This is a genomic window from Streptomyces sp. DSM 118878, from assembly GCF_052936595.1.
This window is the reverse complement of record NZ_CP193622.1, coordinates 4,491,733-4,505,077: the sequence shown is the minus strand read 5'-3', so window position 1 is coordinate 4,505,077 and position 13,345 is coordinate 4,491,733. Positions and strand designations below refer to the sequence as shown.

The window sequence follows — 13,345 nt, the reverse complement described above, 5'->3', positions numbered from 1 at the left end:
CAGCAATGGCCGACGAGAACACCCCTGTGACGCCCGTGACGCCCGAAGAGGAACCCGCCGTTCCTGGCGTGGGCATGCGCGTCGAGCCCGTCGGGCTCGAAACGGAGATGCAGCGCTCCTACCTCGACTACGCGATGTCCGTCATCGTGTCGCGTGCGCTGCCCGACGTACGGGACGGCCTGAAGCCCGTGCACCGCCGCGTCCTGTACGCGATGTACGACGGCGGCTACCGCCCCGAGAAGGGCTTCTACAAGTGCGCCCGCGTCGTCGGCGACGTCATGGGCACCTACCACCCGCACGGCGACTCCTCCATCTACGACGCCTTGGTGCGCCTCGCCCAGCCGTGGTCGATGCGGATGCCGCTGGTGGACTCCAACGGCAACTTCGGCTCCCCGGGCAACGACCCGGCGGCCGCCATGCGGTACACCGAGTGCAAGATGGCGCCGCTGGCCATGGAGATGGTCCGTGACATCGACGAGGAGACCGTCGACTTCACGGACAACTACGACGGCCGCAACCAGGAGCCGACGGTCCTGCCCGCCCGCTTCCCGAACCTGCTGATCAACGGCTCGGCGGGCATCGCGGTGGGCATGGCCACCAACATCCCGCCGCACAACCTCCGCGAGGTCGCGGCGGGCGCCCAGTGGGCCCTGGAGCACCCCGAGGCCTCCCACGAGGAGCTGCTCGACGCACTCATCGAGCGCATCAAGGGCCCGGACTTCCCGACGGGCGCCCTGGTAGTGGGCCGCAAGGGCATCGAGGAGGCCTACCGCACGGGCCGTGGCTCCATCACGATGCGCGCCGTCGTCGCGGTCGAGGAGATCCAGAACCGCCAGTGCCTGGTCGTCACCGAGCTGCCGTACCAGACCAACCCGGACAACCTCGCGCAGAAGATCGCCGACCTGGTCAAGGACGGCAAGGTCGGCGGCATCGCCGACGTCCGCGACGAGTCCTCCTCGCGCACCGGCCAGCGCCTCGTCATCGTCCTGAAGCGTGACGCGGTCGCCAAGGTCGTGCTGAACAACCTCTACAAGCACACCGACCTCCAGTCGAACTTCAGCGCCAACATGCTGGCCCTGGTCGACGGCGTGCCGCGCACCCTGTCGCTGGACGCCTTCATCCGGCACTGGGTCACGCACCAGGTCGAGGTCATCGTCCGGCGCACGAAGTACCGGCTGCGCAAGGCCGAGGAGCGGGCGCACATCCTGCGCGGCCTCCTCAAGGCCCTGGACTCCATCGACGAGGTCATCGCGCTCATCCGGGCCAGCCAGACCGTCGACGTCGCGCGCGAGGGCCTGATGGGCCTGCTCTCGATCGACGAGATCCAGGCCAACGCCATCCTCGAGATGCAGCTGCGCCGGCTCGCCGCCCTCGAGCGCCAGAAGATCGTCGCCGAGCACGACGAGCTCCAGGCGAAGATCAACGAGTACAACGCGATCCTGGCGTCGCCCGAGAGGCAGCGCCAGATCATCAGCGACGAGCTCGCGTCGATCGTCGACAAGTTCGGCGAGGACCGCCGCTCGGCGCTCGTGCCCTTCGACGGCGACATGTCCATGGAGGACCTGATCGCCGAAGAGGACATCGTCGTCACCATCACGCGCGGCGGCTACATCAAGCGCACCAAAACCGAGGACTACCGCTCGCAGAAGCGCGGCGGCAAGGGCGTGCGCGGCACGAAGCTGAAGCAGGACGACATCGTCGACCACTTCTTCGTGTCAACGACGCACCACTGGCTGCTGTTCTTCACCAACAAGGGCCGTGTCTACCGCGCCAAGGCGTACGAACTGCCCGACGCCGGCCGCGACGCGCGCGGCCAGCACGTGGCCAACCTCCTCGCCTTCCAGCCGGACGAGCAGATCGCCGAGATCCTCGCGATCCGTGACTACGAAGCGGTGCCCTACCTGGTGCTCGCCACCAAGGGCGGCCTGGTGAAGAAGACCTCGCTCAAGGACTACGACTCGCCCCGCTCGGGCGGTGTCATCGCCATCAACCTCCGTGAGACGGCGGACGGTTCGGACGACGAGCTGATCGGCGCCGAGCTGGTCTCCGCCGAGGACGACATCCTGCTCATCAGCAAGAAGGCCCAGTCGATCAGGTTCACCGCGACGGACGACGCGCTCCGTCCGATGGGCCGCGCCACGTCGGGGGTCAAGGGCATGAGTTTCCGCGACGGCGACGAACTGCTCTCGATGAATGTCGTCCGTCCAGGTACGTTCGTCTTCACCGCCACCGACGGTGGGTACGCGAAGCGCACCAACGTCGACGAGTACCGCGTCCAGGGTCGCGGTGGCCTCGGTATCAAGGCCGCCAAGATCGTGGAGGACCGCGGCGAGCTCGTGGGCGCCCTGGTGGTCGAGGAAACGGACGAAATCCTCGCCATCACGCTGGGCGGCGGTGTGATTCGTACGCGAGTCAACGAGGTCAGGGAGACGGGCCGTGACACGATGGGCGTCCAACTGATCAACCTGGGCAAGCGCGATGCCGTGGTCGGTATCGCTCGTAACGCCGAGGCCGGGCGCGAGGCCGAGGAAGTCGACGGAGACATCGTCGTCGACGACTCGGACGGCGGCGAGCCGGTCGCCGGTACGGACGAGGGCATGGATTCCTCGGCCGAGTAGCGCGAGGAGTGAGTCATCGTGAGTGGAGCCACGGGTGCCGGGGCGAATCGGACCGGTACGACCGGCACAAAGGGTGCCCGTGGCTCCGCCACTGATGCACAGAGCTCCCATGAGTCTCATGGATCCCAGGGGGGAACTGTGACGGACACCCGAGGGTCTGCGAAGGGCGTACAAGGCGTCCAGGACGGCGGAGGTGCGCTCCCCGGGGAGCGGCAGCCGCAGCAGTCGTCCTCCCAGCCGTACCACCCGCCGCAGGCTTACCAGCAGGACGCCAAGGCCGGCGCGGTGCGCAGGCCGCGGACGGGGGCGAGTACGGTGCCGCGCACCCGCAAGGCGCGGCTGCGGGTGGCCAAGGCCGACCCGTGGTCGGTGATGAAGGTCAGCTTCCTGCTCTCCATCGCGCTCGGCATCTGCACGATCGTCGCGGCCGCCGTCCTGTGGATGGTCATGGACGCGATGGGCGTCTTCTCGACCGTCGGCGGCACGATCTCCGAGGCGACGGGCTCGAACGAGTCCAACGGCTTCGACCTCCAGTCCTTCCTGTCGCTGCCGCGCGTCCTGATGTTCACCTCGATCATCGCCGTCATCGACGTCATCCTGGCGACGGCCCTGGCGACGCTCGGCGCCTTCATCTACAACCTCTCCGCGGGCTTCGTGGGCGGGGTTGAGCTGACGCTGGCGGAGGACGAGTAGCGGGGGCTCGGGCCGAGGGCGAGCCGTGGAGGCTTGGGCCGGGGACGAGTAGCAGAGGCTTGGGCCGGGGACGAGTAGCAGAGGCTCGGGTCGGGGACGAGTAGTAGAGGCTCGGGCCGAGGACGAGTAGCAGAGGCTTGGGAAAGGCCGTGCGCGGCGGTTGCGACCGTCCTGCGCGCGGCCTTTTCGTCTGCCTGTACGCCCGGCGTTCTCCCCGCGCGGGTATCGATTTTGGGACTGGCAGGGACGTGCGCTAATCTTCAGAGGTCAGCGCGCGGGACATACACCGCAGGCGCGGCGGGGCTATAGCTCAGTTGGTTAGAGCGCATCCCTGATAAGGATGAGGCCACAGGTTCAAATCCTGTTAGCCCCACCAGCACAAAGGCCCCCAACCGATCTTGGTTGGGGGCCTTTGACATCTATGGCTGACATCAGCCGATGAGCGGATCTTCCAGCAGCTCGGCGAGCAGGCCCACCGCTTCCCTCTCGCTGTCGCCGACGACGTGGGTGTAGACGTCCATCGTCATGCTGATCTGGCTGTGCCGAAGGATCGCCTGAGCGACCTTGGGATGCACCTTCAGAAAGGCCAGCAGGGTCCCGCAGGTGTGCCGGGCAAGGCGGACCGTGATCCGGCGGACATCAGCCCGCTTGACCAGCCGGTCGAAGGTGCGGGAGAAGCCCACCGGGTCGATCATGCCGCCGTGCTCGGAGGAGAAGATCAGGTCATGGTCCGGCTCCTGCGACCAGTGGTCACCGGCGATCTTCCGTTCCAGCTCTTGCAGCTCCCGCCGCTCCTCCAGGACCCGGGCACAGAACTCGGGAAGGGGAAGCACGGCCTGTGAGGACTCCGTCTTGAGGTCCTTGAGGACCAGGCCCACGCCCTTGACCCGCTGCACCTGCTTGACCGGGACGAAGCGGCCCGCCTCGAAGTCGATGTCCTGCCAGCGCAGCCCAAGCACCTCGCTACGCCGCAGGCCGAGGACCAGGACGAGGACGCAGGCCGCGTAGAGCCGGTGGGCGCGGACCGAGCGCAGGAACGCGATTGCCTCCCGGGCGTTCCAGGCCGTACCCCTGTCCTTGCTGACCTTGGGCATGTCGACCAGGAGCGCGACGTTGCGCGTGACCAGCTCCTCACGCATGGCCCGGTTGAGGGCGTTGCGCAGAACACGTAGCACCTCGAAGCGGGCGGAGGCCCCGACCTTCTCGCGGGTGAGCGCGGCCATGAAGGCGCGGATCTGGGCAGGCGTGAGCTTGACCAGCGGCTTCTTGCCCAGATGCGGCAGCAGGTAGAGCCGGACCTTGGACTCGTACTTCACGTACGTGTTGTGCTCGCGCTCCGGGGCGACGATGTGCTCCAGCCAGTAGGCCAGCCACTCCCCGAGCGTCCAGGACCGGGAGGGCACGGGGACACCGTTGCGTTCTTGGTCCTGGAGCTTGCCCAGCTTCTCGTTGGCTTCGTCCCACGTCCGGCCGTACACGTACTTACGGACCCGGTTGCCGTCCGTGTCGGTCACATAGGCAGCGCCCTGGTACCGGCCATCGGACCGCTTGGTGATCGTGCCGCCGCCGTTGGGCCGACGCTTCGCCATCAGGCAGCCTCCCCGATCTGGCCGACGATGAAGTCGCGGACCGCGTGATCCGGGATGCGGCGGCACCCGTCGACCTTGATGGACACCAGACGATGCGTGCGGATCAGGTCGTAGACCTTGGTCCGGCCTACCTTGAGACGCGCCATGACATCGGGCACGGTCAGCAGCTCGGGGGCGGCGGTGGTCACGGGGTCTCTCCTTCCAGGTCGAGGAGAGCGGCTTTCTCCTCGCGGGCCAGTTCGCGGTTCTGCTCGATATCGCGGCGGATATTGGCGGCGAGCCAGGCTTCGCCGGGGGTGTGGCCGTGGCCGGCATAGCTCCAGTGCGCGAGGGTGAGCGTGGTCCCCTCGGGGACGTCGGCCGGGTCGGGCAGGCCGAGGGCGGCGCGGTGCTGGGCGGCGCGGTAGTCGGCGCGGACCTGGCGGAGGGCGCTGAGGGTGGTGGAGTAGCGCCGGGACTTCGAGCTGAAGTGGCCGCGGAAGCCGAGCATGTGCGCCCAGTCGCGGAGCTTGCGGTCCGGGTAGACGTGGTGCAGGTCGAGGCAGGCCTCGATGAGCCGCCGGGGGTGGCCGGGCACGCCGAGCAGGTCGAGGGCTTCCTTATTGCCGATGCGGCGGTCCACGGTGCCGGTGGTTTCGGCGGCTTTGGTCGCGTACTTCGCGACGTAGGAGGCCACGGCCTGTTCCGTGATCTCCGAGCCGTCCCCGAAGGCCTTGATGGGCTGGACGTCGAGCCGGTCGCCCCAGCACAGGACGCGGGCCGGGTGGTCGCCGACAGCGTCCAGGTCGACGCGGACGCGAGCAGCCGCGGCGCGGATGGCGTCGGTCAGGAGCGCGAGGGTCGCCCAGTGCGGGGGCGGTGTGTCGGGTCCTTCCGGGCCGTCGAAGCGGATCACGGCATGGAAGTGGATGGCGCCTCGCTTCTGGTACTCGGCGACCTTGCCGAAGGAGAGCCGGGACTGTTCCTTGGCCGCCTTCTGGGTCAGGCCAGCGCGGGCGGCGATCTCACGGCGCAGGTAGATGGTGAAGAAGCGCCACAGCTCGGAGGCGTGGTTGTTCCACAGCACCGAGCCCGCGTAGTCGTACGTATCCGGGTCGAGCGGGGTGCCCAGCTCGGGGGCGTCTTCCGCGTGCCGGGCGCCACAGCGGCAGGGCCGGGTGCCGGGCCGGTTGTGGACGGGGCCGAAGCTGGGGGCGGTGAGGGTGGCGAAAACGCGGGGGTGCTCCCGGACGGTGGGCGGGGTGCCCTTGGCCGGGTCTCCGACGAGTCCGGCACGGATCAGGTGGTAGGTGTCGCCCGCGTACGTCCAGGCGCAGGACGGGCAGCGCGATGCACGGCGGTTGCCGCAGGCGACACGGAGCTTGCCGCCGGGCTCGGCGTCGGTCGAGTACGAGTAGAGAACCTGGCCGGTGGTGCGGTCACGGGTGACGGTGGTGCCGTTCAGGTGGATGGGGTCGGAGCAGCCGCCGGTACGGCGGATCTGGTCCTGGATGCGGTCGAGGTCCGGAGACCCGGCCACCCTCAGCACGTCGGCGAGGGTGGCCGGGTCCAGGCCCGCCGCGGTGGCGGTGTCGGTCACGAGAACCAACCACGCTTCTTGGGGGTGCTGGCCGAGTCGCAGGACGCCCCGGAGGAGCGGCCGGAGGAACGTTGCGGCGAGCGATTGGCGTCGTGACGCCGGTGAGCGTTGCCTACCTGCTTGGCACGGTCGATGTTGCTGTCCGACTCGTCGGAGAGGGCGCGGTCTACTCCGCGGCTCCAGTAGCGAGGCATTACGCGGTCACCTCCTGCGTGGCCACGAGGCGGACGCGGGCGGTGTCATTGCAGGTGCGGCAGGTGGCCAGAATGGTCGCGCGGGAGCCGTCGCGGTTGCGGAGGCCGGTGGTGATGGCAACGACGGGGAATCCGTCGCAGTCGCGGCAGATGCGCGCGCGGGCAGGGGTGGGCTGCGCCATGATGGGACTTCCCTTTCGGGTCCGTTGGATCTGGAAGTGGTGCAGGCGCCCGGGGCGGCGGAAGTTTGGCGACCGAGGCCGCCCCGGGGGCCGTCAGCGGCGCTTGGCGCCGTCGTTCATGAGCGAGCGGACCACCAGCGCGACGATCGCGAGCGATCCGGCGGTGATGGCGACCGCGAGGAGCATGGAGACCAGCACGGCCCCGATCACGAGCACGGCCGCAGTGCCGCCGCCGATCAGGAGAGCCATTGATCCCGGGGTGAGCTGCACCGTCGGCCGGGCGGACGCGACCGGGGCGGGTGCCGGGGACGGGCAGGAGCAGGCGGCCGAGATGTGCTGGTGGCCGTCCACGGCCATGCCGGGCAGCGGGATGACCTCCCCGGAGGGCTGTTCGTTGACCGGGATCTTGTGCGTGAACACGGCGCTGTCTCCTTAGCTGGTGAGGGTGTCGACGGTGGAGCTGAGGAAGCTGTCGGCGATGAGGTAGCCCCCGAGGAGGAGCAGGGCGACCAGCCACCAAGGCGGCCGGGCGAGCTTGATGCCGAGGACTCCGACGACGAGCGCGGCGAGCCAGAGCGGGACGTCCATGACGAGATCTCCTAAGCGGTGCAGCGGTGGGTACGGGCGGCGAGTTCGGCGGCCGAGCGGTTGTTGTACTCGGCGGAGAAGTCACAGCGCGGCGCGGTGCAGGCGGCGGCGTGGCGTTCGATGCCGCGTCCGTCGTGGAAGGTGGCGACCTTGACCGGGCCGAACTGGCGGATGTCGCGGAAGCGCCGATAGGCGGTCATGAGGGGTTTTCCTCTCAGGTGAGTTGAAGGTGAGCAGCGATCGAGTCGACGACGGGACCCGGCAGTCCGAGCTGGGCGCGCAGATCGGCGACCGGGAGCGGCGCCCCGGTGCTCGCGCGGTGGGAGTCGGCGAGCTTCCGGGCGTGGTCCAGGAGTGCCGGCGGAACACTCACCGGGGCCGATTCCGACTCCGGCTCCGGCTCTGGGAGGGATGACGGTGCGGTGGCGGCCGGAAGCTCGGCGGCCTCCGAAGGCTTCAGGCTCTCGTTCAGATCGGGCCGTGTTTCGGCTCGGCGCAGGTCCACGGCGGGCGCAACCTCGTTCGGCTCGGGCGCCGGGTTGGGAGTGCTCGCAGCAGGGGTGTGGACCAGGAGCGTTCCGCCGAGGAAAGCCAGCGCGGGCCAACCAGCGACGACGATGCGCAGCCAGGCCGGAACGGCGTCCAGGTCGAGCAGTCCGGCGGTGGCGATGTTGGCGCCGAGCGAGGCGAACAGGGCGATCACGAACCACGTCCAGGCCGCACGGTCCCCGCGGGCGGTGCGTAGTCGGCGCCAGGCGGCGACGAGGAGCAGGTCGACGCTGATCGGGTAGGCCCAGGCCTGCCATCCGCTCTGACCGGCAGCTTCGGCCAGGTCGTGAAGGTGGGAGAAGGACAGGGCCCCGGCAATCACGGCCTGGACGAGGACAGCGTCGAGGCGGACTGAGCGCGGCATGGGGTGGTCACTCGCCCTGGTCGGCGTCGGCGTCGGCCGGGTCGCGGATGAAGTCGTCGGCGTGGGCGAGCAGCCACTCTTCGATCTCGCGGTGTTCGTCGCGGGTAGCGGTGCGGAACGCCGCTCCCGCGATCTCGACCGCTTCGACGAGCCGGTTCTTGCGGGTCAGCTCGGCCGAGCACTTCAGGGCCAGGCGGATGTGAGCACGCATGAAGATCACTCCGTTTTCGGCATGCGTCGGGTAAGGACGTGGCGCGAGAGCGGTCACGCCGACCGGTACAGCTGGGGGATTCAGGGAATGGCCGGTGCCGTCGTCGGCATGGGCGGAATCTTCGATGCCGGGAGCGAGGCCGAGGTCGGGGCGACGGCCGGGCGGAAGGGCTCCAGGGCCGGAAGGTCCGGGATCAGGTGCACGGTGGCGCGGCAGACCGCCACGGTGTCGTTCACCGAGGTGAGCGGGGTGCGGATACGTCCCCAGCCACCGGAAGCGTCAGCAGCGACAGCTTGGCCGGGGCGGTCGGCGGGGATCGTGCACGCGGCCGGGACGGACTCCGGGGCCACGTCGTTTAGGCCCATCTCGGCCGTCTGCTTGTCGTTGACCCGGTGCACCACGCGGCCGGTGAGCTGGGCACGGAGCATGGTGGCGCCCTTGCCCAGCTCGGAGCCGAAGCGCTGCCCGCAGATCTCCAGGTAGACGCCGACCGCACGGGAGAGCTGGGCCAGGCGGATCAGGCCGGTGACGATCCGCTCCCGACGCTCCTCATCCTTCTTGGAGGAGATCAGGAACAGCTCGGCGATCTCGTCGACCAGGACCACGACCGGCGCTGGACGTAGCTCCTCGGGCAGTTCCCACAGGTCCGAGACGCCGTGCTTCGCCAGCAGATCGAAGCGGTCTTCCATCTCCGCCACCAGGACATCGATCAGCGAGGCGGCATCGTCGGGGTTCGTGGCCAGGGCCGAGAGCCGCGGTGCGAAGCGGGACTGCTCGACCCCGCGCTTGCAGTCGATGCCGACCAGGGCCACGGGCAGTTGCGCGAGCCCCTTGATCAGGTTGCGCTGGTACATCGACTTGCCCGACTGGTTCGCCCCCAGGGTCAGGGCGTGCGGGATCTCCCGGTAGTTGCGCTCGTACGCCGTGCCGTCATCGCGCAGCGCGACCGGAACGACCAGGTCACGCGGAACGGCCTTGCGCGGCATCCGTACCCGACGCAGCAGGTCATAGCCGGTCATCCGCAGTTCCACGTACCCGGGCTTGGTGGCGAGCACGTGAATCGCGTGAGCACCCCAGGCGTGCCGCAGACGCTCCGAAGCCGCGGCCAGGTCGGCGGGCTCAAGACCGGCGGGCAGCCTCAACATCACCCGGAGCCCGGTCGAGGTACCCCGCACCCGGCGGATCTTCGGGGCAACCGGCCGCACCTCGCTACGGGCGATCCGGCGCGACATGAACGCCCGCAAGCCCGACGGCTGCACCGTCAGCCCGCACACATCCATCGTGTTCCGGTACGAGAGAGCGAACCGCCCCCAGGTGATCGGCAGGCCCACCGTCGCCCAGTACACGCGAGGTGCCCGAACCTTGGCGTAGAGGACACCGCCAGCACCGGCTAAGGCGCCCGACGCCTCGCACCACATGGTCAGGTCAGCCATGACTCAGACCCCCATGACCGCAGCCGCGCGGAACGAGATCCCGTGGCGCTTCTGCCCGTTGAACTCGTTCTCCCAGTCACGCGCCTTGAGTCCGACTACCTTCACCGGCATGCCCGGCGTCAGGCCCTCGGGGAGGCCGGTCTCCAGAACGGTCACCTGGTAGAGGTTTCCCTCCCCCTCATCCGAGATCAGCAGACCCAGCGTCGACAGCGGCGCGTTCGTCTCACGGTCGATCGCCCGCTCACCGGTCTTCTTGTTGGCCATCTTCGGTTCCGGCGCGGTCGCCACGAACACCACGGCGGTCGAAAGGTCGATCTTGAAGGAAGGCATAGCTGTCCCCTTGAGTCGCACTCAGGCCCTTTGGACCTCTTGCTCAACTTGTTGGTACAAGCTGATGTGTAGAGAGTGATCCAACGGAGGGTGAGTCGTCAAGCACTTCGCGCGAACATGTACCAACAAGTTGACCGAGTGCGTCATGATGGAGGTATGAGCAAGCAGCCGAAATACCAGCAGATTGCCGACGCGCTGCGTCGGGAGATCGACAACGGCACCCACGGACCTGGTTCTCGGCTGCCCTCCGAAGCCGAGCTAGCGGCACGGTTCGACGCCTCGCGGAACACCGTGCGGTCCGGGCTGAACGCGCTGGTGAGCCAAGGCCTCATCTCGTCCAGCCAGGGCTTGGGCTACGAGGTGAGCAAGCACGAGGTGTTCGAGCTGAACGCGTCACGCTTCGAGAACCTGACGTTCCCGCAGAACGGGGATGCGTTCTCCACCGACGTCACCAACGCTGGCCGCCACCCGCACCAGACGTTCCGCGTCGAGCTGACCACCACGCCTGAGTACGTGGCGACGCGCCTGAAGATCGAGACAGGGTCCCGATCGGTCTTGCGGTTCTGCCACCGGTTCGTGGACAACGTGCCTTGGTCCACTCAGGCCACGCACTACCCGGACTGGCTTCTGGCCGAGGCCCCGCGACTGGCGGAACCGGGCGACATCGCCGAAGGCACGACGCGCTACCTCAAGAGCCTGGACATCGAGCAAATCGGCTACCGCGACGAGCTCGCGACACGGATGCCCACGCCCGACGAGGCCCGGCTCCTGGAAATCGGAGCTGGCGTACCCGTGATGCTCTGGACTCGGACGGGCTACTCACACGACCGCCCCATCCGATGCACGATCACGACCTTGCGCGGGGACCTGAATCGCATGAACTACGAGATCGGCGACCTGTCCGGCTGGGACGGGAACGAATCCGAGTGAAGATCACCAGTGCCACCCCCGAGGACCTGCAACACCTGCTCGACTTCCGGCAGGAGGCCGCAGCCTGGATCAGCCGTCTCGGCATCGACCAGTGGCGCCGCCCCTACCCCGCCGATCGACTGCTGAAAGCCATCGAGCAAGGCACCGTGTTCATGCTCAGGGACGGGGCAAGGACTGCCGGGACCATTACCCTCACCCCCGAAGCGGAAGAGGGGTTGTGGACGGAGGAGGAGTTGGCGGAGCCGTCGTTGTTCGTGAACAAGCTGACGGTGTCACGCGACTACGCGGGCGAGAACTGGGGCGGCCGGTTGCTGGACTGGGCGAGCAGCCGCGGTTACCGAACAGGCGCCAAGTGGATACGCCTCGACGCGTGGACGACCAACGAGCCGCTACAGCGCTACTACTTGGACCAGGGCTTCCAGCATGTGCGCACTGTCCTACAAGGCAACGCCGTCAACGGCGGCCCACGAGTCTCAGGCTGGCTAGCCCAACGCGCCACATCACCAGCCGAGCACGGCCTCACCGACGAGACGCCCAGCCCTCAGCCCATGAACGCCTGAGCTGTTACAAGTTTCTCTACCTCATCAAGCCCCGGCTGCGCTCCGCTCCGCCGGGCGGGCTCCACGGCTCCGCTCGGGGCGCCGCTCCTGCCTCCGGCCCGCTCCGCCCCGGCTGCGCCGACGCCCGCCCACACATGGATAGGGCCCAGGGCCATGAGGCGAGCACCGCAACCACGGCGGCCCGGGACAAGGACATGCCTCCGGCGGGGGCGCTCTGACTCTGGGATGGCGGGGGCGCCGCTGGCGAGTGCCGGCCGAATGGGGCGAGCGTGGGGAGCTCCCATCCCGTCCGCCATCGACCCAGGCAAAGCCGAGCGGACGCGGCCCAGGGCGTCAAGGTCGTTCGTACAGTGGCGCGCTCCACCTTGACGCCCTGAACCACGCCCGCTCCACGGTGTGTGGGTCGACGGCAGACGGGATGGGAGCTGGGGAGAGTGGGGAGTTGCGGCTGCGGGAAACGTGCTACCCATCACGTGAAACGCCTTACATGTCGTGCCTCTCAGGCGCAACATGCCTATGTGAGTCTGAGAATGACGGAGTCGTACGCAGCTACTGTGGCAGCGGTAGTGCCGGTGATCTTGCTTGTCGCGGTCGTGGAAGTACATCAGATCACCCGGCGATCGGGAGAGCGTAGCGCTGCGTTGGCGACCGCTTATCAGGACGCCGCTGCTAGGTTGAACGCGCGGGATTCGGCAACCTCAGCCCAGAGCCTGCAAGAGATCAACAGTGATGTAAACCGTCTGGCACACGCGCTAGTTGGTAGTTTCGCAGGGCTTAATCGCATCCTCTACTGCGTCTGGGCCTTCACAGGCGTGCTGCTCCTATTGTCCCTATCGACCAGTCTGTACTGGCTCGCCGACGACGCCCGCAGTCCGGATACCTTCTCAGCGACCTTCCACCTCGTTGCTCTTAACTGGGGAGCGTTGGTAGTCCTCAATACCCCCCTGGCGACTTGGATCGCCCAAAGTCGCCAGGAGCTCGCAGCGGCCGAGACCTATCGAGACGCGATGATTCAAGCGGTGAGCGAGGCAGAAGGGGCAGGACCGGTGAATGGCTAACTGCGCGGCACCGTTCTGGTTGGACGTTTTGGGCATTTCGGGCCGCACTCGAACACCTCAATGGACAAGTCATGCGTGTCGGCCCGGCCCTCGGCACGGCCGGCCGACCGGGCACCTTTCCCAAGAAGCTCACCACACCAGCAGCAGTGCCAGCCGAGGTACTGCCAGCCGTTGAGTGTCTTGGCGGGGGGCGGCTCGGGCCGCCAGGTTTCGGTCATGGCCGGTCGGCGAACGGGACCAGGCCGTGCGCCTCGCGGCAGGGGGGACAAGCGAGCTGTACGCCCCCTGGCCCCGAGCCCTGCTCCTGCACGTTGATGACGCGGAGGTAGGCGCCATAGCCGTGGTGCCATGAGCAGTAGCCGTACATAACGGGGTCCGTCGCGGCCGTATTCGAGCTGCTCGGAACGTTCTGATCCTGCGTGCCCTCGTCCACGACATCTCCCTCTCAGCCGTTCCTACCCCGTAGG

At 68.1% G+C, this 13,345-nt stretch carries 16 protein-coding genes and 1 tRNA gene; 6 read left to right on the top strand and 11 right to left on the bottom strand.

Annotated elements, in window-relative coordinates:
- The first annotated feature begins 5 nt into the window (after window positions 1-5).
- From gyrA to ACRAKF_RS20005, 3 genes are all read left to right on the top strand, one after another.
- Window positions 6-2,618, top strand: coding sequence for a DNA gyrase subunit A (gene gyrA, locus ACRAKF_RS20015; RefSeq protein WP_447038543.1), 2,613 nt, complete (start codon window positions 6-8; stop codon window positions 2,616-2,618).
- Window positions 2,619-2,636: 18 nt separating this feature from the next.
- Window positions 2,637-3,311: a DUF3566 domain-containing protein gene (locus ACRAKF_RS20010; RefSeq protein WP_447038542.1), complete on the top strand. Its 675-nt coding sequence runs from the start codon at window positions 2,637-2,639 to the stop codon at window positions 3,309-3,311.
- Window positions 3,312-3,610: 299 nt separating this feature from the next.
- A tRNA-Ile gene (locus ACRAKF_RS20005) sits at window positions 3,611-3,687 on the top strand.
- Between the two features lie 55 nt (window positions 3,688-3,742).
- Here the strand turns inward: ACRAKF_RS20005 and ACRAKF_RS20000 are convergent.
- The 11 genes from ACRAKF_RS20000 to ACRAKF_RS19950 form a co-directional block, all read right to left on the bottom strand.
- Complete coding sequence (locus tag ACRAKF_RS20000; RefSeq protein WP_447038541.1) at window positions 3,743-4,900, bottom strand: tyrosine-type recombinase/integrase; 1,158 nt, start codon at window positions 4,898-4,900, stop codon at window positions 3,743-3,745.
- Window positions 4,900-5,088, bottom strand: coding sequence for a helix-turn-helix domain-containing protein (locus tag ACRAKF_RS19995; RefSeq protein ID WP_447038540.1), 189 nt, complete (start codon window positions 5,086-5,088; stop codon window positions 4,900-4,902). Before ACRAKF_RS19995 ends, ACRAKF_RS20000 begins: the two co-directional genes overlap by 1 nt.
- Window positions 5,085-6,479, bottom strand: coding sequence for a replication initiator protein RepSA (gene repSA / locus ACRAKF_RS19990; protein WP_447038539.1), 1,395 nt, complete (start codon window positions 6,477-6,479; stop codon window positions 5,085-5,087). Before repSA ends, ACRAKF_RS19995 begins: the two co-directional genes overlap by 4 nt.
- 193 nt (window positions 6,480-6,672) lie before the next feature.
- Complete coding sequence (locus ACRAKF_RS19985) at window positions 6,673-6,855, bottom strand: hypothetical protein (RefSeq protein ID WP_447038538.1); 183 nt, start codon at window positions 6,853-6,855, stop codon at window positions 6,673-6,675.
- 93 nt (window positions 6,856-6,948) lie between these two features.
- Entirely contained in the window at window positions 6,949-7,275 is a 327-nt protein-coding gene (locus ACRAKF_RS19980) for a SpdD-like protein (protein WP_447038537.1), read from the bottom strand.
- A gap of 12 nt (window positions 7,276-7,287) precedes the next feature.
- On the bottom strand, window positions 7,288-7,443 hold the full coding sequence (locus ACRAKF_RS19975) for a hypothetical protein (protein ID WP_447038536.1): 156 nt from the start codon (window positions 7,441-7,443) through the stop codon (window positions 7,288-7,290).
- 11 nt (window positions 7,444-7,454) lie between these two features.
- On the bottom strand, window positions 7,455-7,643 hold the full coding sequence (locus ACRAKF_RS19970) for a mobile element transfer protein (protein ID WP_447038535.1): 189 nt from the start codon (window positions 7,641-7,643) through the stop codon (window positions 7,455-7,457).
- 14 nt (window positions 7,644-7,657) lie between these two features.
- On the bottom strand, window positions 7,658-8,356 hold the full coding sequence (locus ACRAKF_RS19965) for a DUF2637 domain-containing protein (protein WP_447038534.1): 699 nt from the start codon (window positions 8,354-8,356) through the stop codon (window positions 7,658-7,660).
- Between the two features lie 7 nt (window positions 8,357-8,363).
- Window positions 8,364-8,567, bottom strand: coding sequence for a hypothetical protein (locus ACRAKF_RS19960; protein WP_447038533.1), 204 nt, complete (start codon window positions 8,565-8,567; stop codon window positions 8,364-8,366).
- Between the two features lie 80 nt (window positions 8,568-8,647).
- The gene (locus ACRAKF_RS19955) at window positions 8,648-10,000 is read right to left on the bottom strand and encodes an FtsK/SpoIIIE domain-containing protein (RefSeq protein ID WP_447038532.1); all 1,353 of its coding nucleotides are present in this window, start codon (window positions 9,998-10,000) and stop codon (window positions 8,648-8,650) included.
- Window positions 10,001-10,003: 3 nt separating this feature from the next.
- On the bottom strand, window positions 10,004-10,330 hold the full coding sequence (locus tag ACRAKF_RS19950) for an SCO3933 family regulatory protein (protein ID WP_447038531.1): 327 nt from the start codon (window positions 10,328-10,330) through the stop codon (window positions 10,004-10,006).
- A gap of 156 nt (window positions 10,331-10,486) precedes the next feature.
- Between ACRAKF_RS19950 and ACRAKF_RS19945 the strand changes: the two genes are divergently transcribed.
- The 3 genes from ACRAKF_RS19945 (at window position 10,487) to ACRAKF_RS19935 (ending at window position 12,878) form a co-directional block, all read left to right on the top strand.
- A complete protein-coding gene (locus ACRAKF_RS19945; protein WP_447038530.1) occupies window positions 10,487-11,260 on the top strand; it encodes a GntR family transcriptional regulator in 774 nt (257 codons plus the stop codon).
- Window positions 11,257-11,820, top strand: coding sequence for a GNAT family N-acetyltransferase (locus ACRAKF_RS19940; protein WP_447038529.1), 564 nt, complete (start codon window positions 11,257-11,259; stop codon window positions 11,818-11,820). Before ACRAKF_RS19945 ends, ACRAKF_RS19940 begins: the two co-directional genes overlap by 4 nt.
- Window positions 11,821-12,374: 554 nt before the next feature.
- A complete protein-coding gene (locus tag ACRAKF_RS19935) occupies window positions 12,375-12,878 on the top strand; it encodes a hypothetical protein (protein WP_447038528.1) in 504 nt (167 codons plus the stop codon).
- The last annotated feature ends 467 nt before the right edge of the window (window positions 12,879-13,345 follow it).

Excerpts from the sequence above, each read along its gene's own strand:
- ACRAKF_RS19970 (WP_447038535.1), bottom strand. The coding sequence starts at position 7,643 with ATGACCGCCTATCGGCGCTTCCGCGACATCCGCCAGTTCGGCCCGGTC.
- gyrA (WP_447038543.1), top strand. The coding sequence starts at position 6 with ATGGCCGACGAGAACACCCCTGTGACGCCCGTGACGCCCGAAGAGGAA.
- ACRAKF_RS19955 (WP_447038532.1), bottom strand. The coding sequence starts at position 10,000 with ATGGCTGACCTGACCATGTGGTGCGAGGCGTCGGGCGCCTTAGCCGGT.
- ACRAKF_RS19960 (WP_447038533.1), bottom strand. The coding sequence starts at position 8,567 with ATGCGTGCTCACATCCGCCTGGCCCTGAAGTGCTCGGCCGAGCTGACC.
- ACRAKF_RS20000 (WP_447038541.1), bottom strand. The coding sequence starts at position 4,900 with ATGGCGAAGCGTCGGCCCAACGGCGGCGGCACGATCACCAAGCGGTCC.
- ACRAKF_RS19965 (WP_447038534.1), bottom strand. The coding sequence starts at position 8,356 with ATGCCGCGCTCAGTCCGCCTCGACGCTGTCCTCGTCCAGGCCGTGATT.
- ACRAKF_RS19975 (WP_447038536.1), bottom strand. The coding sequence starts at position 7,443 with ATGGACGTCCCGCTCTGGCTCGCCGCGCTCGTCGTCGGAGTCCTCGGC.
- ACRAKF_RS19945 (WP_447038530.1), top strand. The coding sequence starts at position 10,487 with ATGAGCAAGCAGCCGAAATACCAGCAGATTGCCGACGCGCTGCGTCGG.
- ACRAKF_RS19950 (WP_447038531.1), bottom strand. The coding sequence starts at position 10,330 with ATGCCTTCCTTCAAGATCGACCTTTCGACCGCCGTGGTGTTCGTGGCG.
- ACRAKF_RS19985 (WP_447038538.1), bottom strand. The coding sequence starts at position 6,855 with ATGGCGCAGCCCACCCCTGCCCGCGCGCGCATCTGCCGCGACTGCGAC.